Source organism: Fischerella sp. (assembly GCF_013388695.1).
GTDB lineage: Bacteria > Cyanobacteriota > Cyanobacteriia > Cyanobacteriales > Nostocaceae > PCC9605.
In genome coordinates, this window is record NZ_JACAEU010000057.1 from 40,301 (window position 1) to 64,862 (window position 24,562).

Consider the following 24,562-nt stretch of genomic DNA (forward strand, 5'->3'; position numbering starts at 1 on the left):
TCTACCCAAAATAAGGAGTTATATGGAAAAATTCTATCTAATACCTGGATATGAACAATATCTAAAAAAATTCTGTCTATTATAACTAAAAGATTCTATATCCCTGATACAGCCTTTTCTGCCAAGGTGTATAGAGGTTTTCGATGAGACAATGTCATTAAACCAAAAAGCTAAATATCGACTGTGGCAAACACAATATTTGAGCAATTATTATTAGAACAAATAAATATTTTTAGAAACTCGTTTTGTAACGTTTCTAAATTACTTTTCTATGATGAAAGTCAAGGTAAGCTTATTCATCCTGGTGAGTACGGTTCATACAGGGAGGCAATAGTAAAAGATTTTTTAAAATTTGTAGTCCCGCTGAATTTAGATATTTCTCAGGGCTTTATCATCAATCCTAATAACGAAATTAGTAAGGAGTGCGATGTAGTTGTTTACGATGCACGAGTAACGCCTCTCATTCAGTCTGAGAGCCGACAAAGATTTTTTCCTGTTGAAACAGTCTGTGCCGTTGGGGAAATAAAGTCAGTCCTATCTAAGCAGAATTTCAAGTATAATTAGGGTCAACTAGCTGTAGCAGAGAAGAAAAAGGATGCAAATACCAATAGATAATCCAGAACTGTTAGTAGGGCTTATTTTAGTGCTTACTTCTGTAGTTGGATTGGTTGGTGGTAACGTAATCTTAGGTTCCTTTACTCTAAACCTCGGAACCGCCAGAGGTTTAGCTTACGCTTTTGTTTTAGGAGTCGGATTACTCGGAATAGTAATAATACTTAAAGAGCTATTTTTACCTGATATTTAGAAAGCTATTCTTTAGACGCAACGGTCAAGGTTTGTCCTGGGTTCTTCACAAAAGATCGAGAAATCGCTCTACATCGGTACGGGCTTGTTTCAAGATACGAGCTAGAGTTGAACGTTTGACAGGTCGATGAGCCGGAACTGTCAACTTAAGAACTTCATCAGATAGTTCTTTTTCTAATCGAATGTGACTGCCACGCTGACGGACTACTACCCACCCGTCTCGTTCTAGAGCAGCAATAATTTGTGTGTACGAAAGGCTAGGAACTTTACTCATAGAACTAACTCTCGGACAATAATGCCTTCCTTAGAGGAGACTTCGTGTTCTAGGGGTTCAAGGTAAAGTTCTATGGCTTCTTGAATATTTGCTAATGCTTCGTCAATATCTTCACCCTCGCTGATACAACCAGGTAAAGAGGGAACATAGATAGTGTAGCCACCTTCATCACTAGGTTCTAGAATTACTCTTAGCTTCATCTTCTTCAGGTTAGTTAAGGCTATCGGAAATTATCATGATTGTAGCAAGGGAGAACTTGTAATATGTCAATCTGCTTAATGCTCTATGGTAAGCGATCGCAGCCCAACAAGTTCGTATGTAACATTGGGGATATACTCGATCGCATGACGCGAGGATTGTATTGTTCAACACCTATCGTGTTCAGATTCGGAACGCGATCGCCTTTCGTTTCCGTCCTTCTTCGACCCCAACTTCAACGCCGAAGTGAAGCCAATAGAACTAGATGGAGTGGTAATGAATGGCGAAAGTGATGAACACTAGCCCCATCCTAGCGTTCATCACTTTCGCGGAAGATATGGCGACTACATGCTGAGCAAAGTATCCAAAGTTTTCGCTCAGTGACGCCAAGCAGTAATGTAGGAATTGACTGTCTGCTACAGGTTAGACCAAAGTCAAGTCCAATGGACGCTCCGTATCGTCTTCACCCAAGTACTCACCATTTTGAATTTCCAAGATAATCAACGGAATAAAACCTGGATTTTCTACCCTATGAAGCGTTGCGGGAGGAACAAAAGTTGATTCATTTCGAGTCAGTAATATTTCACTATTACCACAGATAACTTTTGCTGTACCAGAAACTATAACCCAGTGTTCACTACGGTGATAATGGATTTGTGGTTTAATACCATGCTTAGGTTTGATTTCAATACGATTAATACTATAGTTACTTCCCTTCTCTATCACTTCAACTTTACCCCAGTATCTTGTAACTGAATATAGAGAAGATTGATTGACTTTCGACTGAGCATTATTCTCATTCTGAGTCATAAACTAGTTTCTCAACTAGACAACAATCACTATTGTTCAGGAATCGAACATCAAATAACCTGACGCTACAGAATTTGTAACTAAGTAAAATTTCACATATAAAGTAATTTTTTTTATATCAAAATCTAGTATCTAACTGTAATTATCACTTGAAATCCTTATTATAAATATCACTTCTCAATAAATCTTTTAACGTGAATATTCAGTGATTATTGTTTATTTAAATACATGTAAGTTTTGTTACCACAAAAAAGTCTGTTCTTTTCTTTTGATTATGATTTACAACAGCCTGGAGGCAGAGCCTCCAATCCCTAGTTACCAGGTTGAACCTGGCAGGTGAGAATTAAGAGCTTCTGGCTCTTCTTGAGAATAGTAGAAGATGTTCGTTCTTTTGATTATGATTTGATAAGTAAATTATATTGATATCATGTCCATTAAATTAAACAGATTATCGTAGGCACGAGTTTTGTGAACAATATATAAATTGAACTGACATTTATCTGCTAAACCCGCCCCTAAAGCTTTTATAGGTATTTTAACAAACATGATATGACTCATGGCACAGCTTAATTGCCATCTCTACAGTCAGACGTGCAGTTTTAGCTAGTCATTATTTGCCCCAAAGTTAAATAGTGATTTAGACATCATTCAGGGATTGATTGGTGGCTAAAAATAAACGGCGTTGCTGAATCATGCGGATGAATTTACAATTCACGGGTGTGTAGAGACGTAGCATTGCTACGTCTCTACTACAAAAATGTTTATCAACATAATTCATGACCAAATTCAGCAACGCCAAATAAACAGCTAATAAAAAATTTAATAATCTAGTTACAAATTATCATCTAAAAGATATTCCAGCTCTGCTTTTAAAGCCTTAATATCTGCTACTCTTGCTACTAATAAATTATCTTTGCCAGCATCCTTTAGACGTGCTTTCCAATAACGAATACTCTCGGAGTTTTTCATCCAAAAATCAATGACTGTACCTACAACTTCATCTTGATCCCAACCCCATTTCGGCGGTACTGGTTCCACAGATTCGATGAAAGCATCCAGCGTACACGTATGTGTTGTCACATACTCCACTCCCTGGTGCTGTGGTTTTTGCAAAGTCTGCTGTTGGTGGTTGAGAAAATGTAAAATTTGAGATACTCCAACAATATCAAAAGTGTATTTCATTTCAGTTATCCCACTTATTAATAAGTTGTATGCTATTTTGGCTTTGTTAAATGATGGTATAAATTTGCTGAAAAGTCATCTGAAAAAAGTGTTATTGATATCTATGTCATAGGGATTAAATCTGATGAAATTTATTAGCACTCGATTAGTTTGAGTGCTAAAGCTTATTCCTCAAAAATTAGCAGTGATGAGCATTGAGTGCTAAAGTTTATAAAGGTATATATCTTAAAAATATGAAAAATTTTTAGTGTTTGAAAAGGGGTATATATTATTTTTAATATTTTGTTAATATTGCCATTAACGGGTTTTGAAGGTGAAATAGCAGCATTATCTGCCGCCTGTTTGTGGGCTATAGCATCTGTGGTGTATGGGCGTTTAGGAGAGCGCATCCCACCGTTGCAACTAAACTTGATTAAAGGCATAGTCGCGATCGCCTTCCTCCTCCTTACCATCTTCATCAGTGGCGAATTATTTCCCAGCATTGCCCCTGTTCCCCTGTCTTTAATCCTCCTCAGCGGTGTGGTGGGTATTGGTTTGGGAGATACAGTCTTCTTTGCCAGCATCAATACTTTCGGGCCGCGTCGTGCCTTGCTCATGGGAACCCTTGCCCCGCCTATGACAGCTATAGCAGCAGTGATTTTTCTTCAAGAACGTCTAAATATCAGTGCTTGGTGCGGAATTTTGCTGACAATTTTGGGCGTCGCTTGGGTGGTGACAGAACGTACTCCTGATACAAACAATAATTTTACAACGCACCTATGGCAGGGAATCGGCTTGGGAGTGTTAGCAGCAATGGCAAATGCCGCAGGGGCTGTTTTTTCTCGTGCAGCATTCACTCATACCAGTATCAGCCCTTTGTGGGCAGCTTTGTTGCGGTTGAGTGCAGGCGTGCTGATTCTGATAATATGGGTATCCTTAGACTTCTTGCAGAAGTTGGGAAAGGAGCAAAGAGATAGGGTTACAGGGTACTGGCAATCTTCGCGAGTCATACTAGCAATTTTCTTTGCAGCTTTTTGCGGAACTTATTTAGGAATTTGGTTGCAGCAGGTAGCGCTGAAATTGACAACTGCGGGAGTTGCTTCTACCCTGTTGCAGACTAGTCCAGTGTTTATTATTCCGATCGCGATTTGGTTAGGAGAGAAAGTTACCTGGAGAGCGATCGCGGGTGTAATAATGGCGATCGCTGGAATTGGAATGCTGTTTTATCTCAAGTAGTCGGTTTTGCTGCAACCATGTCCTTTGTAACTCTGTGGAGGTTAGTCGGCGCTGTTGTCAAAAGTGGGCGAAAGCTGTTTGTTTCTCTGCTTCTAGATAAGAAAATTGGGCTTTGCTGAATCATGCGGATGAATTTACAATTCACGGGTGTGTAGAGACGTAGCAATGCTACGTCTCTACAAAGATTTGGGTCTAACTACAAAAATTTTTACAAACATAATTCATGACCAAGTTCAGCAACGTCGAAAATTGCGCGATCGCTTCGTCTATAACTTTGGCTCACCATATCTGCGGCAACAATTGGTAACGATGCAGTAAAGACAAAAACTCAATTGCCTGAAGCATTTTGCTACCCTCCAGTTATAAGCTTTATGCAATCGGAAAGCCTGACTCGCACGCGTTCGGTATTCCAAGGTTCTAAGGATTAGATGGAGATGTACATATCTGACGCTATGGGAGTATCTAAAGCACCCTTACGTTTTTCAGTCCTTACCTTTACTTCTTTACACGGTGTTTTAGTCATAACAGGAATTTTTCTAGTAAGACCTTGTCAAATTTTTAAACTTGAATTTAATGAGACTCAGTTCAAACATTACATCCAATACTGACTTCAGTCATTTTAGACCAATTTTTTAGAAAGTCAAATTTATTTTTCAGTTAAATAAAAATTTTTAGTAAATAAAAATACATTTAAAGGTTTGAATATTCGTTTTGGCATAGACAACAATAATGTGAATACTCGGCAATATTAGATAAATTATAGTTTTATAAATAAAAATGCCATTAATTCTCACTTAAGCGAACCATGTAGATTTTAAGTAAATGTTAGTTAATAAAGATACTCAAAAAAATCATATTTTCCTTGCTTGCCATTGTTGATTCAATCTTGTGCAATTCTAGAAAATAATTTACCTCAGCAATATTGGGTATTTTTTATTTAATTTAAAGTATTAAATAATTCTCTGCGTGTAATATTAAACGTATTGTGACATGCTAATTAGCATTGATTTTCTAGAATTAACGGCTTTTAATGCTTGAATTCATATATATTTGTATATACGTATTTAAAGTAATACTTTAACTTTCCTTGAAATCAAAGAGACTTTTTAATTTTTTGTGTATACAAAAAATTCATCAGGCTGATATACTCGTTAAAAGCAAATTACGTGACGGTGTGCACGTATACAGGTTTGCAAGCGAATCCCTAGATTTCGCGAGTATCTAATTTTTTGTGGAGATACTTGTTTACACTTGCTTAATTATCAAGAAAGCAAAGTAGCAAACCGCTTCCAATGTAGGGGTAATTCTAACCAACTACAAACATACCCCTGCAATTGTGCGTTCTACCTCGACCGAAACTCACATTCTGTGGGAGAGTGTGGGTTGTCTTGTGGAACGTGTTCGTAAATCTCATGGATCGAGGGCTTGATGAGTACTAGTTCTAAAAATTCAGTTTTTACAGAGAAAGAACCCCTAAAACAAGAAATACCAAAAGGCAGAGACGTAATTGAGATATCTACTTGCTTGTGAAGCCACTGGTCTGAATCTAACCCCCAAAGCCAACCCAAATCAACAGACCTCCGATAAAAGCTTCTTTCCTACAGGCTCTCACTACCTCTACTCATTTCTCTTCAGGTTTGCTTCTACCAAAAAGTGTCTTGAGCCTACACCGAACAGATGGCTTGAAACCATTGCTAGTGATTTCGTGATGGTCTGATATCTATAGCAATTCTCGTTGAGGATACATACACCTTGACTCCATCTCGCACGCAAGCATGAAAGCTTTTAAGTCTTTCATTAGGGTGGGGTTGCGGCTGTATGCACTCAAAAGGAACAGGTATTGGTTACTAGGTTAGAAGCCAATACAGTTCAGTTAGTACAATTCAATCTTTGTGCCAGGTTTAACCTGGCAGGTGAGAATAAGAGCTTTTAGCTCTTCTTGAGAAGAAGCTAAAAGGCATTTAATTTGCATTCTCAAAAAAAATCAAACTCTTGTGGGGTGGGCGTCTCGCCCGCCCTGATTATGCAACTTAAATGCACATCAGCTTAGTGCAAGATGTCAGTTTTGAAGTGTGTAAGGGTGTGAACGAATAAGAGTTTGCTTTTACCTACACCCTTCCAAATGCTGAATTTTCCTTCAGCTAAATCCGCCAGCTATGTAAACCCAGGGGTATCTACCAACTGACGTTACTCCAAGGGACAACTTATGGCGAATACTTTAGGGACAAATCTGAAGGTGAGCGTTGCAAAAAAATCATGGAAGTTCTTCTACCAATTTGCGTTGAGCTTGATTCTGATACTCCTATTGGGCTTTTTTGAATCAAGTAAACTAGTGGCCGCTTCTGGATCGGGCGAATTCAATGTGCGACCAACTGATGCACAAACCGTGACAGCTGGTGATGGTGTTGGTGCATTTCGTACTGTGTGCGACCCCTCTCACATGAACAACGACGATGCAATTCTGTTTCCTAATCAACCTGGAAAATCGCACTTGCATGTCTATTTTGGAAATACCCTAGCTGATGCTTCTTCTACCTATGAGAGCTTGAGAAGCAGTGGTAACTCCACATGCTTCGGAGGTATTGCCAATCGCAGCGCCTACTGGGTGCCAGCAGTGCTTGATAAGCAAGGTGAACCGATACAACCTGCTCAAAGCCACTTTTATTACAAGTCAGGTTACTTTGGGGTTTCAGCCTCTCAAATCAATAAAATTCCCGATGGACTGCGAATGATTGCGGGAAATGCCAAAGCAACAGGGCCTCAAAACACAGAACATGTACACTGGGGCTGTTGGAATCAATATATTGGCAATCTCGACTCAATTCCGGACTCGAAATGTCAGGTAGGTGACTTTATAAAGATGGGTATTGATTTTCCACAGTGTTGGGATGGTAAAAATCTTGATTCAGCTGACCATAAAAGTCATGTCGTCTATCCTGTGGATAACGCCTGCCCATCGACACATCCAGTTGCAATACCTACCATTACGATGAATATTCTGTATTCTGTTCCACCAGATGGCGACACCTCCGGATGGAGACTTTCTTCTGACACTTACGGCACCGATCAACCGGGTGGCTATTCAATGCACGCAGACTGGTTTGACGGTTGGGATCCAGAAATCAAGGAAACTTGGACTGATTCCTGTGTCAAACAAGGAATTGATTGTCATTCAAACCTTCTCGGGGATGGACGCGAGATGTTCTAGAACGTCGATTCAGTATTCAGATATTGTCTTTATGGGAGAGTGGGAGAGTGGGAGATAGGGAGATAGGGAGGTGGGGAGAATACAGAATTAGGATCACCCCATCTCCCCATCACTAGATTACCCGTGAGGATGTATGCCAGGTTTGGCTGCTGTGAACCTTGGGCAAAACTACCAAGAGTAATGATACCCAACATCGGAGCGATCACACCGGAATCACTGGCGAGTAAGTTTACCATCTGGCGTACAAGTGTACTTTTACCTGCTCCGTTATCGCCCAAAATACCAAAGATTTCTCCTTGATAAATTTGCAGTGTGATGTTTTTGTTGGCAGGTTCAGTTTGTCCCGGATAGGTTTTGACTAAACCTTGGATATCGTAGACAATCACGTTTTTAGAGATAATTTACTCAAATACTACCGTACGATTTTCATAGACCAAGACGCGATTCTGCAAATGTAAACGTACTGCCCTAGCTAATACAACTCTCTCTAAATCCTTACCTTTTCTAATCAAATCTTCCACTTTATCGCGGTGGCTTACCCGCACCACATCTTGTTCAATAATTGGTCCCGCATCTAGGTCAGAATTTGCATAATGTGCTGTTGCACCAATAATCTTCACGCCGCGTTCAAAAGCTTGATGATATGGATTTGCACCGACAAAAGCTGGTAAAAAGGAGTGATGGATATTGATAACCTGCGGAAATTTAGCAATAAAATCAGTACTAAGAATTTGCATATATTTTGCCAATACAACCAAATCAATGTTGTACTGCCGCAGTAATTCTAGTTGTTTAGCTTCCTGTTCCGGTTTATTATCTTTATTGATGGGAATGTGGTAATAATCGATATCAAATTGCTCTGCCACTTCCTTAAGATGAGGATGATTGCCGATCATCAGAGGAATTTCAGCAGCAAATTCTTTAGCACGGTGTCGCCAAATTAAATCCAACAGACAATGTTCTTGCTTGCTTACCCAAATAGCAATCCGCGGGACTTTATCAGAAAAGTGCAGTTCCCACTTCGCGCTTAATGGTTTGGCAATAGCATTAAATGCTGGTGCAATCAACTCACGCGGCAAGTTAAACCCTTCCAATTGCCATTCCAAGCGTGTAAGGAATAACCCAGATGCAAAATCTGTATGCTGATCTGCATGAATAATGTTACCGCCATTAGAATAGATGAAATTGGCAAATTTTGCCACCAATCCCCGTTGATCGGGGCAGGAAATTAATAATGTTGCTGTTGGACTTGTCATGATAAAGTCGTAACATCGAAATGCTAATGTCTGCAAGAGTAGCTATACATTAGCTGCATCAAGAGAAAAAATTTGTATATGATTTTTAATAAAAATTTTTTAAAAAAACCTGTATTACCTAGTCACTAGGTTATGATTGCAGTTTTAAGGTAAGACAATCTTAACATTAATTTAAATTAAGAACCAATGATGATGATGGTGAAAACTATTCTCGCTTATTCAGCTATGCTAATTTACTTAGTAATGACCTACTGTTTTTTTAGTGCATGGCTGGATTTCTTTCTACAAGACAAAGAAATGAATTCAGCACAGCGCTCTTTTTCTGGTATCATTTTAGTTGTAGCTAGTCTTCTGTGGCCAATCGTAGTTCCTTTTGCTTATTTAGAACTATTAAAGTTTCATAAAAAACACAAAAGATTTATCGATATATTAATCAATAAGTCAGATTCTAGTATTTATGAGTAGTGATACAAAACTTGTTAATTACTTAAAGGCTATTGTTTTATAATATCAAATCCGTTTGATTAGTTACCGTATCTGCCCTCACCCCGTGCCCCTCTCCCAACTTGGGAGAGGGGTGTTCGACAGGACGGGGTGAGGGTTTTTAATGAACATGAATTAGTGTGCGATCAGCGAGAGTACGGCCCAAAAACATAGAATGGTGCGTTAGCCTTTGGCGTAACGCAACGGCAATAAAAGGGGAGGAAAATCCACACCCCTTTTTGCCTCCCCTACGTATCTTTTCAAAAATCAAATACTAGTCCTATATTAGTATTCAAGTGGACACGATATTAATCTCTAATTGTCTATTTAGTATTTTGAGGAGTGGGTAAATTGAGGCTAGGTAAGGGCTTACTTTCACCAGTATCAGTAGATTGTTTCCATTCTGATAATTCTCGATTGACTGCGTTTTCAAAATCTGTAGATACTAACAGTACGTTTACATTCCCATCTGGTTTAATACCAGGATCGGTTTGAGCATATAATAAACGGCGGTTAAAGTCAGACTTACCCAAAATTAATTGATGGGTTTTCTGATTTTTAAGTTTGATATCGATAGTTGCTTGGGGTTGAACTAAACCAAATTCTGGAAGTTGGTTAGCAGAGATTGATAAAGTGCGATCGCTCTTACCCTTGACCAACAAATCCATTAAATAAGAAACTATGGCATCACTGGCTGGTGCTTGATGAGGAGACTTCATTAACCATTTTGGTCGTTCAGAATTCTGGTTGCGTTCCAGAATAATGGTGGCTTTTTTAGTCTTAATCACCAGAGACGCCACATCATCCGCTACAAACGAGAAAATTTGCTGCTTTTTCTCCTGGACTTTCTCTTGCTGAGTCTTCCAACGAAATTCATAGAAATAAACAAAACTGCCCAAACCCAGCGCTAGCAATATCAAAATTAAAGTTGTTCGCTGTAATTTCATTTTTTAGTCATCAGTCGTTTGTCATTTATTGATAGTTGCTTATGACTCCCGGTTGCCCATTTTTAGAGGAGTTAGAAAAAAGCCTACTCAGGGGTAAAAGAGTAAGCCAATTGCAAGCAGCCGAATCAAACCAGTAACACGGTCTTCATGCTGTAAGTAAACCGGCGTCAATAATAAATGCTAAAGCAATTGTTGACCAATTGTCTGGGTAAAGCAAGCGGTTAACCGTCATTTTGTTTATGCTTGCGTAATTGCTCTACGATGTAATCTTCTAGTTCTTGCCTTTCTCGATTACTTGCACTCCTTTGATAATTTTTTCCTGTTTCTTGAATAAATTTACGTTTCTCACTTTGAGAAGATTTAAGTTTACCTCCTAGTGCTTTGCCCCCTTTTTGTAATTCCTCCCACGTCTTTTCACCAATGGTTTCACCTAGTTTTACAAGTGCAGCAGGTAGTAATTTTTTCGCCTCTGCTTGAAAATCGTCTTCTGTCTCAAGGGAAGAGAAATCTACATTGCCGAAGTCGATATCGATTTGAAACTTACTCATTAAATCGTCAAAGCTACATTAACGACTATACAAGAATGTACATACACTCCTACGGTCTTTAAAATCTTGCAATATTGACATTCATTAAAACTTGATGCTTTGCTTTCATGTAGAGATGCTTTCGGATTGTTGGGAAGATGGTTTTCTTTTGAAGAACTTCCAGACTTTTTGAATAGCAAATATTAGAACACCAATGACGATGATTCCTGCTACCAGTGGGGTTGCGATCGCCAAAACAGACAGTGCGATTGCGATCGTAAGCTCAATGATTGACAAGACTGGATTGGTTAATCCGCCTGAGACGCCTGTAGACGTTAGGCGCAAGATATTCATCAATCCCTTGGTTAATCCTGCACTTCCACTTACCTTCGCAGCCACCATAGAATAGCTGCGACTGCAAATCCGATTAGGGGTAAAACTAACAGAGAAGATAAAGCTAAAACATTGGCTTGTGCGCTTGTGAGATTAATGCGACGGTTCTTTGGTTCCTTGGGGCGAATGGAAAGAGGTTGCCGATCCTGTTGACTTGCCCAATTGACGGAATTGAGGAATACATCTCCATTTAACTGTTGTGCAAATGAGCCATCTGTAGCAAAGTCAGAATCTCCGATGACTACCATTCGTGATTCGGTAGCAGTTGGGTTAGCAGGAGGAGTGGGGCTGGGATTGGCTTGAGATGGAACTGGTAGTTTCCGCTTTAAAGCAACACCTAAGGTCAAAGGGCCTTTGAGATCCTTTCCTTCGTTGAACTGCAAGTTTTCGTTTTGCAAGTCGCTTTCTGCCCAAGTGTTGGGATAGGGTTTAGTCAGTAGTAGTTTAGTTGCTTCAACACCAGGTACTGGAGTAGTTTCAATTGGTCGTGCTAACCGATAAAAAGAAATGCTGTTACCAAAATCTTTAGTAATTGGATGTTGTCCGTACTCTGTAACAATGGGAACAGCAGGGCCAAATGCGACGCTACCAGAGACATCGACAGCCAAGCGATTATCCAGCTTTACACCCCATTCTGTCAGCAAACTGTCAAGTTTAGGATCTGTACCTGGATCGAGCATCAACAGCAAGTTGCCACCTTGATTGAGATAGTCTCGCAAGACTTTCACCTCGCCGTCAAACAGCGATCGCTTTGGCCCGGCTATCACCAAGACATTAGCGTCACTAGGAACACTTGACTTTTCCACTAGATTGAGTGGGGCGGTGGTGTAATTTTTGTTGCCTAATGCCTGAACTGCTTGGGAAATCGCACCTTCACCACTGGAAAGCTGGCGTTCGCCGTGGCCTTGGAGGAAGTAAACTTTAGCTGTACTGGTACTAGAGATTTGTTGCAGACCGTTAGTTAATTTGATTTCTGAAAGGCGATCGTTAACATTTACTACCTGTAATAATTGCCGTTTATTCCCAGATTCTAAATAAACTTCACCATAATCTTTGACGCCAAACTTCTCTACCAATCCTGGTCTAGCTTGAGGATCGATGTACTCAAACTGAAACTTTGAGTTTTGCTTCTGATAATTTTCCAGCAATTCCCGATCTTGAGGATTTTGTGCCACATCAAATACCAATACTTTTACTGGCTGTTTTAAGTTCCGCACCAGTTCTTTAGACTCAGGGGCGAGGGTAAATAACTGAGTTTCTGTTAAATCTACCCGCACTTCGTAGCGACTGGCTAAAAAGTTAATTAACCCTAAAATCGCCAACACTGCCAAAGTTGCAACTAAGGCATTAGTACCAGCTTGGGTGGAACGACGCCCCCACCAGTTACTCTCCTGGCTTTGCAATACTAGCCACAAGCCAATGATGACTGTTCCAGAAATTATCAACGCTAGGGGAATTGTTCCCCACTCGTTTGCAACCAAACCAGTTGCTAAGCCAGCAGTAGCTAAGAATAAGCCCAGCCAAATCAGATATTTCCAAAGTTTTTTTGTAGCGATAATTTTCATGATTAGTTAGTTGTTAGTTGTTAGTTGTTAGTTGTTAGTTGTTAGTTGTTAGTTGTTAGTTGTTAGGTGTTTGTTAATCAAGCAACAACAAACCACGAACACCCAAGCAATTCCAACCAACCACCAACAAACAACAACCAACCAATAACTACTGTCTTTGAAAGCGGAGTGCATCAATTGATTGTGCGGTGAGAAAGATACCTAAGACAATGTAACTGCCAAACAATACTAAGCTGCTGCTATCAAAAATGCCTTGGATGAGATTGTTGTAATGTTTTAGCAGCGATAAATAGCCTAAGGCTTGTCCGATCGGGCCACTGATATTTTTAGCAATTAAATCCACAAACAGCAGCAATAAAATGGTGGCAAAGGTGAGGACGGCGGCCAAAATTGTGCTGTCTGTTAAAGAAGAAATAAACATTCCCAAAGATAAAATTGCTGCTGCTAGCAAAATTAATGCTAAATGTCCCAGCAAAGGAATTGTTGGCGGCATTGCTGGACTTGAGGCACTCAAAGCGATCGCTTCCAACGCCAGCATCGGTACTACCATTGTGGTAAAAAACGTGACAATTCCCAACAATTTACCGACAGCTACTGCCCAGTTTGTCACTGGCGATGTGGCTAACAGTTCTAAAGTACCGCGCTTGCGTTCTTCGGCGTAAAGTCCCATTGAGAGTATGGGCAGTACGAACAACAACAACCATCCCATCCGGTCTAAAAATGCCCGCACAAATTCATAGGGTACATCTATTGCCGGCACTGGCACTCCAAATTGTTGTCCTTGGGTGTCTAATGCGGCTACTGCTGCCAAAATTCCGTCTGGGCCCATCAAAATCAGGATAAAGAACAACCCAGCTATAAACCAAAAAATACCTGCGATCGCATAAGCTAAAGGCGAGACAAAATAACTCTGTAACTCTCGGCGATAAATGGCAATAATATTACTCAGTACTACACCCATCTAAGCCGCTTCCTCCTCATTAGCTGTTGCTGATTCTGCCTCAGTCTGAAAATTTTTTTCTTCTGTGGTCAGTTCTAAAAAGACATCTTCTAAGGTGGCGCTTACCCGTCGCATTTCATGTAAAGCAAATCCCGTCCGCAGCAATGCCGCGGCAATATCTTTTCCTGGTTCAGCACCCGGTTGCGATATTACCCGCAGGTAAGCACGATTGTCTTTCGGAAAGTGACCGTGCATTCCCGCCGCAGGCATTGATTCTATCAAACTCACACCAGGCAGATTTTGCAATACCTGTTTGGCTAAACTCGCTTCACCTTCAATTTCTATTTCATAGCCAGAGCCACCTGTCAACTGGGTCATGAGTTGTTCTGGTGTATTAGTTGCTACTATTTTGCCGCGATTGATGATTGCCACGCGGCTACAGGTCATGCTGACTTCTGGCAAAATATGGGTCGAGAGAATAATTGTGTGAGAACCAGCTAGGCTTTTAATTAAATTTCGCACCTCAATAATTTGGCGGGGATCGAGTCCCACGGTAGGTTCATCCAAAATGATCGCTGGGGGGTCGTGGACAATTGCTTGAGCAATGCCAACACGCTGTTTATATCCTTTAGAAAGTTTGCGGATAATGACGTGGCGTTTGTCTTGTAAGTTGCAACGTTCTATTGCTGCTTTGACCTTAGAAGTGCGATCGCCAGCCGGAACTCCTTTGATCCGCGCCACAAAATACAAAAATCCCTCCACAGTCATTTCTGGATACAACGGCGGTGTTTCCGGTAAATAACCAATCCTTTGCCGCACGAGGAGCGATTTTTCATGGACATCGAAGCCAGCAATCCTAGCTGTACCACTTGTCGCAGGTAAATAACCGGCCAAAATCCGCATAGTCGTGGTTTTACCAGCGCCATTTGGCCCTAAAAACCCCAAAATCTCTCCTGGTTCAACGTTAAAAGTTACATCAGTTATTGCTCGGGTCGAGCCGTATATTTTACTCAGATGCTCAACTTCAATCATTGGTTTGGACTAATCGCTAATGATAGTAAGACACGCAATAATATTAAACCTCACTGAAAATTTGGGAGTGGGGGAGTGGGAGAATGGGCATTGGGCATCGGGCATTGGGCATAGTTAACAACCACTAACCACTAACCACCAACCACCAACCACTATTTGTAAAATTCTTGTCAGAAGGCATGTGAACAGTTATTTTTGATTGTCATAATTTAAACTTGCCTATCTATAAATCATCAATGGTCAACTCTACCCTCGTTGCTACACTCTATGTCAACCCCGTGACTGGGAATGATGCCAATGCTGGGTCACGGTTGGTTCCCTATAAAACTCTCACTCGTGCCTTACAAGCATCCAAAACAGGGATGATTATTCAGCTTGCACCGGGGACTTACAGCACTACTAATGGTGAGATTTTCCCGCTGGTCATTCCAGCTGGAGTGATGGTAGTGGGTAACGAAGCAACCAAAGGTCAGGGCATTATCATTTCCGGAAGTGGCGAGTATCAAAGCGAAAGTTTTGGAGTGCAAAATATTACACTGCTATTGTTAGATGATGCTAGCCTCATGGGTGTAACTGTAACCAACGCCATCACTAAAGGTACTGGCGTCTGGATTGAATCGACAGTACCAACTTTAGCTAACAATACTTTGATCAAGTGTGGTCGGGAAGCTGTATTTGTCAGCGGTACTGGCAAACCAGCTATTCTCGATAACGTATTTGTAGAAAATGGAGCCTCTGGGCTAGTCATGGCCCGCCATAGCAAAGGGGAAGTGCTGCGGAATGTTGTGCAAAAAAATGCAATAGGAATTGCTATTAGTGACTTTGCCGCACCTTTATTAGCAAATAATAAACTATCAGAAAACCGGACTGCGATCGCTCTGTCCCGAGATGCGCGACCAGTACTCCGGCAGAATATCATCGAAAAAAACTCCCAAGGCGGACTGCTGGTAAATGGCAACGCCACCCCTGACTTGGGCAGCACTCAAGACCCTGCTGGTAACATTTTTCGCAGCAATTCCAGCTTTGACGTCCACAATGCTACTTCTAAAAAACTAGTCTCAGCTGGGAATTTATTGAATCCTGTTGGAATCAAAGGGTTAGTTGAGTTAGGCGCGACTACAGAAGATACTTCCAAAAAAGTAACTATTAGCACTAGCTTTTCTGATATGACAGGGCATTGGGCAGCGGCTTTTGTGGAAGCATTGCTGAGTAAAGGCTTAATTAGTGGCTTTGGTGATGGTACCTTTCAACCCGAAGCACCGATCGCTCGTGCCCAGTATGCGGCGATCGTTGCTAAAAGTTTTGACTTACCTCAGAAAAATCAAGTAAATAATTTTACAGATGTAAAATCAGATTTTTGGGCAGCAACAGCCATTGAGCGTGCTGCTAGCATGGATTTTATCAGTGGATTCCCGGATGGGACGTTTAGACCGGGACAAAATTTAACTAAGATTCAAGCAATAGTATCTTTGATAAATGGGTTACAACTAAGTGGTGGTAATCCAAATGTGTTAACAGTGTATCGCGATCGCGCCCAAATACCCAGTTATGCCAATGATGCCGTGGCAGTTGCTACCCAGAAACTGCTGGTGGTGAACTATCCGCAAACCGAATTACTAGAACCGTTGCGAGATATCACTCGCGCTGAAGTGGCAGCATTAATCTATCAAGCGTTGGTAACAATTGGCAAACAAAAGCCGATTATTTCCCCTTACATTGTCAATCCCGATGCAGATATTCCCTCTTTTACCGATCTCCTCGGACACTGGGCAGAAGGATTTATTCGGGCATTAGTAAGCATGAATTTAACGCGTGGTTTTGCTAATGGTAGCTATCAACCCGATCAACCTATGACTCGCGCCCAGTATGCTGCTTTAGTAACTGCTGCTTTTAACCCCACTCCTAAACGTTCGGCACCAGATTTTACTGACGTACCCAAGGATTTTTGGGCATATAAATCTATCCAGCAAGCAGCACAGGGCGGCTTTGTTGGTGGTTTTAGCGATCGCACTTTCCGCCCCCAGCATAATGTGCAACGGCTACAGGTAATTGTTTCGTTGGTAAACGGGCTTACCTTACCAGCAGCCCATCCCGATGTTTTACTTGGCTTTAGCGATCGCAATAGTATTCCCGACTATGCTAGTGCCGCAGTCGCAACTGCAACACTGCAAAGGATCGTTGTCAATTACCCAGATCCCAAGCAAATTGAACCTACACGGGAAGCAACCCGGGCAGAAGTAGCAGCAATGGTGTATCAAGCATTAGTTGCGATCGGGCGAACGCCAAATATAAATTCACCGTACATAGTTTCCACTTTTGCTGTGGGCAACAAGTAGAATGGAGAACACTTGCTTTAGTAATGGGGTGTAAAAAAACATAATTATGAGGGTCTTTAGTAGTTGGTTGTTAGTGGTTAGTTGTTAGTTGTTAGTAGTGAATAGCCTACCCACTAACCACTAACCATTACCACGAAAAATACGTTTATTTGAACCATCCAAAAAACTGTAGCAAAAAGCACTATAGGCTATATGCGACGGGAGCAAAATTTAGCCCTCTTGACTGAAGACGAAAGCCCAATATTCACGCCTACTTTGGGTGCAACTTCCGACTTGGCAAAAGTTTTATTAATTCACTATAGTTTCGATCTCAGTGGTTATAGTGCCAGTGAGCTAGTTAATCGTTGGCAAAAACAATACCCAGATAGTTGGCTACATTTAGCAGTTATTGAAGCACTGTATCAAGGACGCTACAAAGCCATATCGGTACAGCAAATATTAACACTTTGGCAGCGACGGGGACAGGCTACTTATCATTTCAATATGGAATTTGAACGCCTAATTTGCAGCAAATTCCCTGAAAGCTTAACCTCTGTCTCAAACTCGCCTCAACTTCCTGTCATCAATAGAAGCACTCCTGTTCAGGAGTTGAGAAATGAGGATGCAGGGACACGAAAGCAAGAAGATGGGGAGATCGGGAGATGGGGAGATCGGGGGAATTTGTCTCCCCACCACCCCACCACCCCATCACCCCACGATCATAGTAGCTCCCTAGCTAGCACTGCTCCTGTACCACTCCCCAACAAACAGCGGATGCTTCTTCCGCCAAATGCCAATAATTCTCCCATTGAGCAATTTACCCCCAAAACAAGCGATCGCTCGGAGTCTTTTACGTCGAAACTTAAAGCAATGTCTAACGACAAGCTGCTAAGCAGCTACGCTCAAGAGGATATTTAAATCTGAAAATAGCTCAAAGTAGCCTAAAGCATTCTAATTTACGCAGTTTATGATGGCTGCTTTGTTTTGGAGTCAAAGTCTTATTTAATACTTAGGGTGTAGACAATTTTGAAAGTGTCTACATAATGAATCTCCAAGGTACAATGCGTCATATGCTATGAAACTGTATAACAATTAGATTATTAATAAATTATTAAAGTTTATCTGTCTAGCTTTAGTAAAGCGTGCATTTAGCTCTAATTGCATAGAATATTTGCCACATTTAAATTTTTCTCTTAATCTTTCCAAACTATATTTTCTAACCTGTTCTCTTCTTAAAGTTATCTATGTCTGCAAATTAGCCTCTTAAACAAAGATATCCCTAACAAAAATGGTGTTTGCTGAATCAAATTAATTTTCAGTAAATCCTGTTTTTATTGTTACAAAATAGCCACATTTGCCAGATATAAGAAGTAGGTTTTATTGGCTGTCAGCGACGCTCAACAAAGCCTTTGAAGGATTTGAATTAACATTATATACGTAAATTTCAAAAAAACTCTATTATTAAGAAAGCTTTTTAAAAAAATTAACTTCTGTTATAATGATGTGAACATAATTTTGAGCCATCCGAATGCGGACTTAGAAAATACAAGTTTAAATAGCCAAAACTTGTAGTGTTTTCTTGATAAAGTGTTGGTTTGAGTGTCTTATGCAAAATGCAAGTATGTTTCTCATCCTCCTACAGCAAGCCCTCTTGCGAAAAACTTCAGTAAATGTATTTCTCTAGAGGTGTTCCCTGTCTCTGTAATAGGTAAAAATGCAGCCAAGTTAGCAAAACTTCACAAATATTCTAAAACTTACTTTCTAGCTTTATAGTTTGATGGAATACTAGTTACTGATTCTACCGACTATGAAGTGGGTTGAAGCCAAACCTTGGAAAGTGCTATCTGCCGTTTCGACAATGCTGTTTCTCAAGGAAGCTATTAATCATGAGAATTTTGCTAGCAGAAGACGATCAGCGCATTGCTGAGTCACTTGCAGCGGCTTTTACTGCCCAACATTACATTGTTGACATAGCTACTGATGGTGAAAAAGGTTGGGATTTTGTGAGGACTTTTGCTTATGATTTGTTTTTGCTGGATGTAATGCTACCAAAGCTTGACGGTGTCAGTCTTTGTCAGCGGGTGCGCTCTCATGGTTATACCATGCCAATTCTCCTGTTGACTGCTCGAGATGATACCACTGACATAGTTGCAGGATTAGATGCAGGTGCAGATGATTATGTGATTAAACCGTATAAGCTACAAGAGTTGTCGGCTCGTATGCGAGCTTTATTGCGGCGTGGACATACCACCTTATCCCCTGCGATGGAATGGGAAGGATTACAACTTGAGCCTAATATTTGTCAAGCAACCTATGAAGGTCGGCCGTTGCATCTCACTCCCAAAGAGTATCGCCTATTAGAGCTTCTCCTGCGCCGTAATGGTTGTGTTCTGAGTCGTTGCGACATTTTAGAAAACCTTTGGTCTTTTGACGATCCTCCAGATGAGGATGCTGTAAAAGCTCTTGTCAAGCGTTTGAGACAAAAGTTGAAGGCAGCTGGAGCACCCGATGATTTTGTGGCTACAGCTTATGGCATGGGCTACTATCTCAAGCAGTATTCACACGAACAGCAACCTCGTCATCATGAAAATCTCACTCACCCCCAGCTTGTTGTTAATAGTCGAAAAAGGACGGGATAGTCATTTCTAGCGGAAAAGCTTTTTATTCTCGGTCTTAGAGGCAATGAAAAAGCCTGGGCAAGAGATTGAGTTGGCTAATTTAAATTGCACGTAGCGTTCAGCCGAATTCCAATGTTTCAATCCATAAACATGCGAATTGGTTTGACCAGAAGTGCTGCCATAATCGCACTCAACCATGCCAGTCCAGCGCAGATAATCATTACTAAACGGAAAGTATCGACGAAGGCTAACTTGATTGCCATTTCAACTGCATCGGAATTTTCTGGTAAAACTTCCTCTAGCACCGATGTTTGACCGAGTTGGCTTGCTTGAGAGTGGAGTAAGAGCCGTACCGCGTTAGAGAGATGAATATTTGCAGTATGAACATCTAATGCTCGTGCAAAAGTACACAGGGCCACCGAACCGACAATGGCGATCGCCAGTACTCCCGCTGTTCGGGCAACAGCATTATTAATTCCTGATGCTGTTCCCGCGTAATGCGTCGCTACTGAACCCATAACAGCACTTGTCAAAGGTGCAACGGTAACAGCCATTCCCAGACCAAATACGACGATTCCTGGAAAAAATGTCTTCCAATAATCGCAAGAACCATGCGTTAGGCCAACACAGGCCATCAACATAAATCCCAATCCGGCTAAGGAGGGACCGACAATAAGCATTGGACGCGGGCCATAGCGGTCTGCAAATCGACCAGCCCAAGGTGATAGCCCACTCAGCAACAGTGCAAAAGGCATATCAGCCATTCCAGCTATAGACTGACTGTAACCCTGTGCCTGTACTAAGTTTAGACATAAAAAGAAAGTTCCTACGTTCAACGCTCCATACAAGAACAGGGTAAGCAGGTTAGTACCGATGAAGGTGCAGGACTTGAATAGGTGCAGGGGCATCATGGGATGGCTGCTGCGTGCTTGGACGATCGCATAAGCAAAGAGCGCGATGATACCACAACTCAACGTTCCATAGATGTGAGGATCGTGAAATCCGAGGTCGTGTAGAGATATAAAACCGTAGGTCAGACATGCCAGTCCAACAGTCGCCAAAATTGCACCTGGGTAGTCTATTTCTCTGGAAGCTGCTTCGTTGCGGCTCTCAGGAACCTTAAAGTAGAGTACCACCAGCGTAGCGATCCCCAACGGTAGGTTAATTAGGAAGACTCCACGCCAAAATCCCGCATCGGCAAGCAAGCCCCCCAGCATTGGCCCGGCGATCGTTACCATCGTCGTTACTGATGACCACGTTCCAATCGCCCCACCACGTTGTTCTGCATCAAAATAAGCAGTGATAATCGCGAGGCTGCCAGGAATCATCATTGCGCCACCAATACCCTGCACAACTCGTGCGCCAATCAGAAATTCGGTTGTGGGAGCGAATCCGCAAGCCAGCGAAGCCAGTAGAAACAGGCTGATACCACTTGCAAAGACCTTTTTTCGACCTAGCTTATCGCCTAGCGAGCCACCAACCAAAATTAGCGCGGCGAGCATGAGCAAGTAGGCGTTGATAATCCACAGTAATTGTACGCCGCTGGCATGGAGATCGTTCTGCAATGCAGGGAGAGCTACGTTTAGCGCCGAGGCATCGATAAAAGCCATGCTTGATGCCAGAATGGTTGAGAACAGAACCCAGCGCCCCTCCTGGTGCAGCACAGTTATTTTTTTCTCTTCGTGTTGAACCAGGTTTGCTTCAATCATCATAAGAATCTTTTGTTGCAGTAATGACGAATTTTTTGGGATACAAATTCCAGACTGGATTTTTCCAAAAAGGAAATATTGAAGGTAGTTTTACTCATATTTCCAACAGACGTCTTTGCCCCAACAATTTCGCTGTTATTTGCGATCGCTAATGAACCTTAATTTCTTTAGATCTACATGAGATTCACTAGATTTCAAAGTGTTAAAAACCGAAATGTTAGCCTCCTATTTTTAATAATTTTTATTTTGATAGTTTTAAGTTTACAAATCGTAAAGTAACAAAATCGGGATGGAAAAGTGACAAAGTAGTGACAAAATCAAAAAGCGCCCAAGCTCTTGCGATTGTCTAGTCTGAGCTATGAACGCCTAAGTTTTTCCATATGTCGATATTGAGATTGTAGCGATCGCCCTCAAGCAGATAATCGCTCTTTACAAACTTGCGATGGTTTAGAGATCAATTCTTCGACGTTGTTTGCGATCGTCTTACAAATAAAATCTAGGGGTAGATCGCTGGGATCGTGACCAAAAGGCTCTTCAATCTCAGAGCCAATTTCATCAATACCGAGCAACAGGAGGCTAATGAAACTCATGTCTAATCCAGTCCACCAACCCAAATCATGAACCAATCCCAAGGGCATCACAAGGAAGTAAATCACCAACAAGGACTTGAGAGTTATAGTATACACCAAGGGCACGGGTGTTTTCAAAATGCGTTCGCAGCCTCCGAGAATGTCTACCATATCATTGAGCATTTTTTGTAAATCACTCAACTGATAAACGTTGACACGTTCGTTTTCGTACTGCTGCTGTAAATAATCTCCAATCCAGAAGGCAATTTGTAGAGGAGAATGATTCACTTGTTGCAGAGCGTGATACTGCTCCTGTGACATAAATGGCGCTAGCTCAGAATTCACAGGCTCACGTCGCAAGTGCAACTTCATTGCCACAGCAAAAGCAGCGACAAGTCGTGCTGTCGCGGCCTTATCTTCTTTCTCATGCGGTTCGCGTTCTTCAATAAAAATCCAGATGCTACGAGCTAGGTTGCGAACCACATTAACCATCGCTCCCCATAACTTACGACCTTCCCAAAATCGCTCGTGGGCTGTATTCGTTCGGAAAGCTAGGAGCAAACTCAAAACAATGTTGAGACTTAAGATAACATTGGGAAGAGATTTAATATCGCGAAGAGACGACAGATATCCAAAGTATTCAGCCACCGAAACCAAGAAGGCATATCCACCGCATAAAAGCATCCAAGGGAGAATTGCCGGAATCACAGTCCCTTTGAGGCGTAAGATGACCTGATGCCAGTGCAATTTTTCACCAGTATAGATCCGAAATTTCTCTTGAAAAGACCTTGAGTTGACAATATTTCGGATACGTGAGTGCTTTTGAGAACGGGACTTCAAAAAACGAGGTGATTTATTTTTTTGCTTAAGATTTTGCTTTTTGTCAGAATGCAAATCTTTATTAATACGTACTACCACCTCTAAACCTCCTCAAAATTTTTTGATTTTGATTCTTAATTAGTTCTGAAAGTCTATACTTGATAGTCCGCAAACAAATTCTTCTGTAGGTAAAAACGTTGCTTGGCTTGGACTGCTCATACAGAGACGCAATATACCACGTCTCTGTATGAGATAGGGTGATTCCTATGACTATCAACAATAGGGTGTTACATCTTCACCACATTCGTCCGCAAGATAACATAAAGACTTGAAGCGAAGAGCAACCAATTGCTCGTAAAAGGGGTTAAGCTTGCACAGGGGGGGAATGTGAAATACAACTTGGTTAAATAATTTGATGTTCCGCTCAAAAGGACACTGAGCAGGGATAATTTTGCACAAGAAATGAGCCACATTAGGGTTTTGAATTTTGATGGCTTCAAGCTGCTGGCGCAGCAAACAGAGTATACTCCTCCCGACAAGGATCTGACTTAAGTTCAGCATACGTCACTGTAACCTTTTTTCAGAGATAGTTTGGGCTGCTAGGGTAATTTGTGTGTTCTGTTTAGTTAATATTTACAAGGAAAGAAAGGAGGAAAGGCTAGGGGTAAGTTTCCTTTCCTCTTTATCAAAGTGGTCGTGTACACTGCAATCAATCATGAACCGAGTACAGATATCTTTTAGATATCTTGACTATTAATTGTATAAATATAAAGGTGACAAATCAGGGTTGAAAAAGTAACAAACTAGAGACATAATTAAACAAACATAATTAATATAAACGTATAAGAAATGAACGCTTCGAGTCTTTTATAAAAAACTCAAAACGCTCTGGGAGAGAAAATGCATAGAGAAAGATGCACAAAAAATAATGCTAAATATTTAATTGAATAGACGGAATTATATATCTATTATATATCTGAAAAAATATCTTTTTATCGAAGCAAGAGGAAAGAAGGAAGAAGGGATAGATCAACCTTCATGTTCTCAACTTAGTACAATCACCCCACTAAAATTTTTGATTTTAGCAGTTTTCAACTAGTAGAAGTCACCGTTCTCCCACTAGTTATTCCTTCTTCCTTATTCAATAGTTTATAAATAGTAAGGTGACAAACTCAGGCTAAAAAAGTGATAAAGCTGTGACAAGATTTAACTTAGATCATCTCATCTTATAAAAAAGACCGCTCTGAGTTTTGAAATTAAAACTTAAAGCGATCCGCTAAAATGGCAATATGGGGTATTGGAAGATGAACCAAGGGAGCTATTGTAAAGGGTTAGGGCTTCTCTGTTTTTTCTGGAATTTGGAAAAACACTAGATATACCCTAGGTATCTGATTTAATTTTATGAGTTTATAGTGACAAACTCGGGACAAAAAAGTGGCAAAACTGAGATAATACTACTCTGAAAATAAGGCAGAAGGCAGATGGCAGACGGCAGAAGGAATAAAGATTTTCATCGGTGGTGCTGTACTAAAAGTTCATGACCCACTAAACTCTATATCAAACTAGAGAAAAGCGATCGCTTGAGTTTCGATGTAAAAGACTCAGGGCGATCGCTCAAGAGGAAATTTAAATCTAAAAATCGCTCAAAATAGGTAGATAATTCTAAAAAATTGAAATACACCCTGGTAATCACCCCCT

General features: G+C 41.0%; 27 protein-coding genes. 10 read left to right on the forward strand and 17 right to left on the reverse strand.

Annotated elements, in window-relative coordinates:
• Positions 1-183 precede the first annotated feature (183 nt).
• On the forward strand, positions 184-564 hold the full coding sequence (locus HXY43_RS08335; protein ID WP_290882118.1) for a DUF6602 domain-containing protein: 381 nt from the start codon (positions 184-186) through the stop codon (positions 562-564).
• Positions 565-595: 31 nt separating this feature from the next.
• A complete protein-coding gene (locus tag HXY43_RS08340) occupies positions 596-805 on the forward strand; it encodes a hypothetical protein (protein WP_290882119.1) in 210 nt (69 codons plus the stop codon).
• 45 nt (positions 806-850) lie between these two features.
• Here HXY43_RS08340 and HXY43_RS08345 read toward each other — a convergent pair whose 3' ends face one another.
• Positions 851-1,078, reverse strand: a complete 228-nt coding sequence (locus HXY43_RS08345; RefSeq protein WP_290882121.1) for a type II toxin-antitoxin system HicA family toxin — start codon at positions 1,076-1,078, stop codon at positions 851-853.
• Positions 1,075-1,278, reverse strand: a complete 204-nt coding sequence (locus tag HXY43_RS08350) for a type II toxin-antitoxin system HicB family antitoxin (RefSeq protein WP_290882123.1) — start codon at positions 1,276-1,278, stop codon at positions 1,075-1,077. The genes HXY43_RS08345 and HXY43_RS08350 overlap by 4 nt, the downstream gene beginning before the upstream one ends.
• Positions 1,279-1,341: 63 nt before the next feature.
• Here HXY43_RS08350 and HXY43_RS08355 point away from each other — a divergent pair, with 63 nt between their 5' ends.
• Positions 1,342-1,569 (forward strand): hypothetical protein, encoded by a 228-nt coding sequence (locus tag HXY43_RS08355; protein ID WP_290882125.1) that lies wholly within the window; start codon positions 1,342-1,344, stop codon positions 1,567-1,569.
• Positions 1,570-1,699: 130 nt separating this feature from the next.
• Here the strand turns inward: HXY43_RS08355 and HXY43_RS08360 are convergent, their stop codons facing one another.
• The 3 genes from HXY43_RS08360 to HXY43_RS08370 all read right to left on the reverse strand — a co-directional run bounded on the left by HXY43_RS08360 (position 1,700) and on the right by HXY43_RS08370 (position 3,268).
• Positions 1,700-2,086, reverse strand: a complete 387-nt coding sequence (locus tag HXY43_RS08360) for a phosphomannose isomerase type II C-terminal cupin domain (RefSeq protein WP_026731556.1) — start codon at positions 2,084-2,086, stop codon at positions 1,700-1,702.
• A 637-nt stretch (positions 2,087-2,723) separates the two neighbouring features.
• Positions 2,724-2,864: a hypothetical protein gene (locus HXY43_RS08365; protein ID WP_290882128.1), complete on the reverse strand. Its 141-nt coding sequence runs from the start codon at positions 2,862-2,864 to the stop codon at positions 2,724-2,726.
• 53 nt (positions 2,865-2,917) lie between these two features.
• Positions 2,918-3,268 carry a hypothetical protein gene (locus HXY43_RS08370; RefSeq protein WP_290882131.1) on the reverse strand — a complete coding sequence of 117 codons (351 nt, stop codon included), beginning with the start codon at positions 3,266-3,268 and terminating at the stop codon, positions 2,918-2,920.
• A gap of 291 nt (positions 3,269-3,559) precedes the next feature.
• Between HXY43_RS08370 and HXY43_RS08375 the strand changes: the two genes are divergently transcribed.
• From HXY43_RS08375 to HXY43_RS08385, 3 genes are all read left to right on the forward strand, one after another.
• Positions 3,560-4,483 carry a DMT family transporter gene (locus HXY43_RS08375; RefSeq protein ID WP_290882133.1) on the forward strand — a complete coding sequence of 308 codons (924 nt, stop codon included), beginning with the start codon at positions 3,560-3,562 and terminating at the stop codon, positions 4,481-4,483.
• A gap of 165 nt (positions 4,484-4,648) precedes the next feature.
• Positions 4,649-4,801 (forward strand): hypothetical protein, encoded by a 153-nt coding sequence (locus HXY43_RS08380; protein ID WP_290882134.1) that lies wholly within the window; start codon positions 4,649-4,651, stop codon positions 4,799-4,801.
• 2,014 nt (positions 4,802-6,815) lie between these two features.
• The gene (locus HXY43_RS08385) at positions 6,816-7,691 is read left to right on the forward strand and encodes a DUF1996 domain-containing protein (RefSeq protein WP_290882136.1); all 876 of its coding nucleotides are present in this window, start codon (positions 6,816-6,818) and stop codon (positions 7,689-7,691) included.
• 29 nt (positions 7,692-7,720) lie between these two features.
• Here HXY43_RS08385 and HXY43_RS08390 read toward each other — a convergent pair whose 3' ends face one another.
• Positions 7,721-8,077: an ATP-binding cassette domain-containing protein gene (locus HXY43_RS08390; protein WP_290882137.1), complete on the reverse strand. Its 357-nt coding sequence runs from the start codon at positions 8,075-8,077 to the stop codon at positions 7,721-7,723.
• Positions 8,078-8,092: 15 nt separating this feature from the next.
• A complete protein-coding gene (gene purU / locus HXY43_RS08395; protein ID WP_290882139.1) occupies positions 8,093-8,947 on the reverse strand; it encodes a formyltetrahydrofolate deformylase in 855 nt (284 codons plus the stop codon).
• Positions 8,948-9,133: 186 nt separating this feature from the next.
• Here purU and HXY43_RS08400 point away from each other — a divergent pair, with 186 nt between their 5' ends.
• Positions 9,134-9,412, forward strand: a complete 279-nt coding sequence (locus tag HXY43_RS08400; RefSeq protein WP_367161470.1) for a hypothetical protein — start codon at positions 9,134-9,136, stop codon at positions 9,410-9,412.
• A gap of 341 nt (positions 9,413-9,753) precedes the next feature.
• On the opposite strand, the gene HXY43_RS08405 is transcribed toward HXY43_RS08400, so the two are convergent.
• The 6 genes from HXY43_RS08405 to HXY43_RS08430 form a co-directional block, all read right to left on the reverse strand.
• Entirely contained in the window at positions 9,754-10,377 is a 624-nt protein-coding gene (locus tag HXY43_RS08405; protein WP_290882141.1) for a DUF4340 domain-containing protein, read from the reverse strand.
• Between the two features lie 221 nt (positions 10,378-10,598).
• Positions 10,599-10,925, reverse strand: coding sequence for a hypothetical protein (locus HXY43_RS08410; protein WP_290882143.1), 327 nt, complete (start codon positions 10,923-10,925; stop codon positions 10,599-10,601).
• A 105-nt stretch (positions 10,926-11,030) separates the two neighbouring features.
• Positions 11,031-11,306, reverse strand: coding sequence for a DUF4126 domain-containing protein (locus HXY43_RS08415; protein WP_367161471.1), 276 nt, complete (start codon positions 11,304-11,306; stop codon positions 11,031-11,033).
• Entirely contained in the window at positions 11,288-12,862 is a 1,575-nt protein-coding gene (locus tag HXY43_RS08420; protein ID WP_290882145.1) for a Gldg family protein, read from the reverse strand. The genes HXY43_RS08415 and HXY43_RS08420 overlap by 19 nt, the downstream gene beginning before the upstream one ends.
• A 148-nt stretch (positions 12,863-13,010) precedes the next feature.
• Complete coding sequence (locus HXY43_RS08425) at positions 13,011-13,823, reverse strand: ABC transporter permease (protein WP_290882148.1); 813 nt, start codon at positions 13,821-13,823, stop codon at positions 13,011-13,013.
• Positions 13,824-14,834: an ABC transporter ATP-binding protein gene (locus HXY43_RS08430; RefSeq protein WP_290882150.1), complete on the reverse strand. Its 1,011-nt coding sequence runs from the start codon at positions 14,832-14,834 to the stop codon at positions 13,824-13,826.
• Positions 14,835-15,070: 236 nt separating this feature from the next.
• Between HXY43_RS08430 and HXY43_RS08435 the strand changes: the two genes are divergently transcribed.
• The 3 genes from HXY43_RS08435 (at position 15,071) to HXY43_RS08445 (ending at position 19,788) form a co-directional block, all read left to right on the forward strand.
• Positions 15,071-17,170 carry an S-layer homology domain-containing protein gene (locus HXY43_RS08435; RefSeq protein WP_290882153.1) on the forward strand — a complete coding sequence of 700 codons (2,100 nt, stop codon included), beginning with the start codon at positions 15,071-15,073 and terminating at the stop codon, positions 17,168-17,170.
• Positions 17,171-17,362: 192 nt separating this feature from the next.
• The gene (locus tag HXY43_RS08440) at positions 17,363-18,067 is read left to right on the forward strand and encodes a hypothetical protein (protein WP_290882156.1); all 705 of its coding nucleotides are present in this window, start codon (positions 17,363-17,365) and stop codon (positions 18,065-18,067) included.
• Between the two features lie 968 nt (positions 18,068-19,035).
• Positions 19,036-19,788, forward strand: coding sequence for a response regulator transcription factor (locus tag HXY43_RS08445; protein ID WP_290882159.1), 753 nt, complete (start codon positions 19,036-19,038; stop codon positions 19,786-19,788).
• A gap of 116 nt (positions 19,789-19,904) precedes the next feature.
• On the opposite strand, the gene HXY43_RS08450 is transcribed toward HXY43_RS08445, so the two are convergent.
• From HXY43_RS08450 to HXY43_RS08465, 4 genes are all read right to left on the reverse strand, one after another.
• Complete coding sequence (locus HXY43_RS08450) at positions 19,905-21,479, reverse strand: MFS transporter (protein ID WP_290882162.1); 1,575 nt, start codon at positions 21,477-21,479, stop codon at positions 19,905-19,907.
• A 407-nt stretch (positions 21,480-21,886) separates the two neighbouring features.
• Positions 21,887-22,963, reverse strand: coding sequence for a bestrophin family protein (locus HXY43_RS08455; protein ID WP_367161472.1), 1,077 nt, complete (start codon positions 22,961-22,963; stop codon positions 21,887-21,889).
• A 174-nt stretch (positions 22,964-23,137) separates the two neighbouring features.
• Entirely contained in the window at positions 23,138-23,425 is a 288-nt protein-coding gene (locus tag HXY43_RS08460) for a Mo-dependent nitrogenase C-terminal domain-containing protein (RefSeq protein WP_026731540.1), read from the reverse strand.
• A gap of 991 nt (positions 23,426-24,416) precedes the next feature.
• Entirely contained in the window at positions 24,417-24,545 is a 129-nt protein-coding gene (locus HXY43_RS08465) for a hypothetical protein (protein WP_269321011.1), read from the reverse strand.
• Positions 24,546-24,562 lie beyond the last annotated feature (17 nt).

What these genes read in the sequence shown, in the direction of transcription:
- HXY43_RS08370 (WP_290882131.1), bottom strand. Translation starts at nt 3,268, where the DNA reads ATGAAATACACTTTTGATATTGTTGGAGTATCTCAAATTTTACATTTT.
- HXY43_RS08430 (WP_290882150.1), bottom strand. Translation starts at nt 14,834, where the DNA reads ATGATTGAAGTTGAGCATCTGAGTAAAATATACGGCTCGACCCGAGCA.
- HXY43_RS08425 (WP_290882148.1), bottom strand. Translation starts at nt 13,823, where the DNA reads ATGGGTGTAGTACTGAGTAATATTATTGCCATTTATCGCCGAGAGTTA.
- HXY43_RS08410 (WP_290882143.1), bottom strand. Translation starts at nt 10,925, where the DNA reads ATGAGTAAGTTTCAAATCGATATCGACTTCGGCAATGTAGATTTCTCT.
- HXY43_RS08445 (WP_290882159.1), top strand. Translation starts at nt 19,036, where the DNA reads ATGAGAATTTTGCTAGCAGAAGACGATCAGCGCATTGCTGAGTCACTT.
- HXY43_RS08365 (WP_290882128.1), bottom strand. Translation starts at nt 2,864, where the DNA reads ATGAATTATGTTGATAAACATTTTTGTAGTAGAGACGTAGCAATGCTA.
- HXY43_RS08400 (WP_367161470.1), top strand. Translation starts at nt 9,134, where the DNA reads ATGATGATGATGGTGAAAACTATTCTCGCTTATTCAGCTATGCTAATT.
- HXY43_RS08350 (WP_290882123.1), bottom strand. Translation starts at nt 1,278, where the DNA reads ATGAAGCTAAGAGTAATTCTAGAACCTAGTGATGAAGGTGGCTACACT.
- purU (WP_290882139.1), bottom strand. Translation starts at nt 8,947, where the DNA reads ATGACAAGTCCAACAGCAACATTATTAATTTCCTGCCCCGATCAACGG.
- HXY43_RS08420 (WP_290882145.1), bottom strand. Translation starts at nt 12,862, where the DNA reads ATGAAAATTATCGCTACAAAAAAACTTTGGAAATATCTGATTTGGCTG.
- HXY43_RS08415 (WP_367161471.1), bottom strand. Translation starts at nt 11,306, where the DNA reads ATGGTGGCTGCGAAGGTAAGTGGAAGTGCAGGATTAACCAAGGGATTG.
- HXY43_RS08345 (WP_290882121.1), bottom strand. Translation starts at nt 1,078, where the DNA reads ATGAGTAAAGTTCCTAGCCTTTCGTACACACAAATTATTGCTGCTCTA.
- HXY43_RS08405 (WP_290882141.1), bottom strand. Translation starts at nt 10,377, where the DNA reads ATGAAATTACAGCGAACAACTTTAATTTTGATATTGCTAGCGCTGGGT.
- HXY43_RS08440 (WP_290882156.1), top strand. Translation starts at nt 17,363, where the DNA reads ATGCGACGGGAGCAAAATTTAGCCCTCTTGACTGAAGACGAAAGCCCA.
- HXY43_RS08360 (WP_026731556.1), bottom strand. Translation starts at nt 2,086, where the DNA reads ATGACTCAGAATGAGAATAATGCTCAGTCGAAAGTCAATCAATCTTCT.
- HXY43_RS08355 (WP_290882125.1), top strand. Translation starts at nt 1,342, where the DNA reads ATGTCAATCTGCTTAATGCTCTATGGTAAGCGATCGCAGCCCAACAAG.
- HXY43_RS08435 (WP_290882153.1), top strand. Translation starts at nt 15,071, where the DNA reads ATGGTCAACTCTACCCTCGTTGCTACACTCTATGTCAACCCCGTGACT.
- HXY43_RS08460 (WP_026731540.1), bottom strand. Translation starts at nt 23,425, where the DNA reads ATGCTGAACTTAAGTCAGATCCTTGTCGGGAGGAGTATACTCTGTTTG.
- HXY43_RS08380 (WP_290882134.1), top strand. Translation starts at nt 4,649, where the DNA reads ATGCTACGTCTCTACAAAGATTTGGGTCTAACTACAAAAATTTTTACA.
- HXY43_RS08450 (WP_290882162.1), bottom strand. Translation starts at nt 21,479, where the DNA reads ATGATGATTGAAGCAAACCTGGTTCAACACGAAGAGAAAAAAATAACT.
- HXY43_RS08340 (WP_290882119.1), top strand. Translation starts at nt 596, where the DNA reads ATGCAAATACCAATAGATAATCCAGAACTGTTAGTAGGGCTTATTTTA.